1 protein-coding gene and 1 pseudogene are annotated in these 2,398 nt (G+C 74.4%); one reads left to right on the top strand and one right to left on the bottom strand.

From position 1 onward, the window contains the following. Positions 1-870: pseudogene (locus tag HMPREF3099_RS06050) on the bottom strand (hypothetical protein); the annotation flags it as partial. A gap of 364 nt (positions 871-1,234) precedes the next feature. On the opposite strand from HMPREF3099_RS06050, the gene HMPREF3099_RS06045 reads away from it, so the two are divergent. After that, complete coding sequence (locus tag HMPREF3099_RS06045) at positions 1,235-2,239, top strand: 1,4-dihydroxy-2-naphthoyl-CoA synthase (RefSeq protein WP_070705166.1); 1,005 nt, start codon at positions 1,235-1,237, stop codon at positions 2,237-2,239. Positions 2,240-2,398: the final 159 nt, after the last annotated feature.

Raw genomic sequence — 2,398 nt, 5'->3', positions numbered from 1 at the left:
CCCACTCCCCGCACCCCCAGCCGCACCCGCGCTCGGGGGCGGGACCGGGGTCGTGTTGGCGCCGGTGTTGGGGTGGTCGGGGAGCTGGCCGACCAACAGCAGGTCCAGGTGCAGGTCCGAGCGGAGCTGGCCCAGGGTACGGGCGTCGCCGGCGGCCTTCGCGCGGCGGGCCGCGTTGTCCAACCGGGACCAGGCACCGGCCACCCGGGTGGCCTCACCGACCACCGTGAGCGACCCGGTCCCGTCCTGACCGGCCCGAGCCCAGCTGCCCCGGCCTGCGATCGCCGTGGTCCGCCTGGCACGGGCCGCGGCCCGGTCAGCGGTCTCGGCCTGCCGCACCCTGCGGCCCAGCAACCGTCGGAACGACGACCCGCTGCGCGGGGACCCGTCCGACCCCCGGGTCAACACCTCCTGGCCGATCGTGACGGCCACGTCCTGGGGCAGGTGGTCGGTGGCGGCGTGCCAGTCCAGCACCCTGCGCAACGACGCCCGGCCCTGGATGACCGCTGACCTGCCGCAGTCCAGCCGGGCGGGGTCGCTGGTGACCAGGTCGACCACCGCGCGCACGAACAGGCCCGACTCGCCGGTGGCACACACCAGCTCGTCAGCCACCGTGGCGTCCACGTCCACACGGCGCCACGCGGCCCCCAACCCGCCATCGGTGACCTGCCCGCACGCCCGGGTGACCTCGGCGTGGACCCGGCCGACCGCGTCGAGGAAGGCCACCTCCGCGGCCCGCATCGCCTCCAGGGCGGCCACCGCCGCACCCAACGCGCCCACCGCGGTGGGCACCACCCCACCGCCACCGACCGGGCCATCGGACTCCCGCCGCACGACCACCACCCCCTGCCCGGATGCACACCACGACATCGAACACACCCACCCACCGGGTCGTTCACATGTTCCAATCATGGCAGCACCACACCCGCCCCGCAACCCCCATCATCGAACATGTGGACGAAACGACACCCGCCCGACCGCGACCCACCCCACCTGTTGACACCCACCACACCGGCCCCATGCCCACGCCGAGGTGGACGCCATCCGCGCCGCCCCCCGCCCGGGACGCCGCCGACGCCGGCTTCGACGACGCCGCCATCCGCCGCGACGTGTGCGCCGACTCCCCCCTCGATGCTGCGCCTCACCCGCACCCCGCACGATGCCGAGCACGCCCCCTTCGCCGCGTGGCTCGCCCACCCCGGCCGCGACGAGTACTGACGCCTACGATCGACCCGTGACCCAGAGCACCGAGCAGCCCGAGAGCCCCTTCGACCCCACCGCGTGGGCCACCGTCCCCGGCTTCGAGGAGCTCACCGACATCACCTACCACCGCAGCACGCTGCCCGCGGTGGGCCGCGGCGGCCCCGACGGCACGGGTGACGGCTCGAGCACCCTCGGCGTGGTCCGCATCGCGTTCGACCGCCCGGAGGTGCGCAACGCCTTCCGCCCCCACACGGTGGACGAGCTCTACCGCGCCCTGGACCACGCGCGCCGCTCCCCGGACGTGGGCGTGGTGCTGCTCACTGGCAACGGCCCCTCGCCCAAGGACGGCGGCTGGGCCTTCTGCTCCGGCGGCGACCAGCGCATCCGCGGCCGCTCCGGCTACCAGTACGCCACCTCCCACGACAGCGACGTCGCCGCCGCCGACGCCTCCAGCGTGGACACCGCCCGCGTGCGTGCCGAGGGCGGTCGCCTGCACATCCTCGAGGTGCAGCGCCTCATCCGCACCATGCCCAAGGTGGTCATCTGCCTGGTGGGCGGCTGGGCGGCCGGCGGCGGGCACTCCCTGCACGTGGTGTGCGACCTCACCATCGCCTCCCGCCAGCACGCGCGCTTCAAGCAGACCGATGCCGACGTGGGCTCCTTCGACGCCGGGTACGGCTCGGCCTACCTGGCCCAGCAGGTGGGGCAGAAGTTCGCCCGCGAGATCTTCTTCCTGGGCCGCACCTACGACGCCGAGCAGATGCACCGCATGGGCGCGGTGAACCTGGTGGCCGAGCACGCCGAGCTGGAGCGCGAGGGCATCGCCATGGCCCGCGACGTGCTGGGCAAGTCGCCCACGGCGCAGCGCATGCTGAAGTTCGCCTTCAACCTGGCCGACGACGGCCTCATGGGCCAGCAGGTCTTCGCCGGGGAGGCCACGCGCCTGGCGTACATGACCGACGAGGCGGTGGAGGGCAAGGAGGCCTTCCTGGAGAAGCGCGACCCGGACTGGTCGGCGCACCCCTGGTACTACTGAGCCGCCGGTGACCTTTCGTCCCTCCCCCTCGCCGGGCACCCCCACCACCATCGATGCCGGGGCCGGCGTCGATGCCGTGCGCGCAGCCCTGGCGGGCGTCCTCGCCGGGCGCGCCGACCTCGCGCTGGGCACGTCGGGCTCCACCGGCTCCCCGGCCCG

This window comes from Kytococcus sp. HMSC28H12, from assembly GCF_001816045.1.
Lineage (GTDB): Bacteria > Actinomycetota > Actinomycetes > Actinomycetales > Dermatophilaceae > Kytococcus > Kytococcus schroeteri.
The sequence above is the reverse complement of the archived record's forward strand: the minus strand, read 5'-3'. Positions and strand labels throughout refer to the sequence as shown.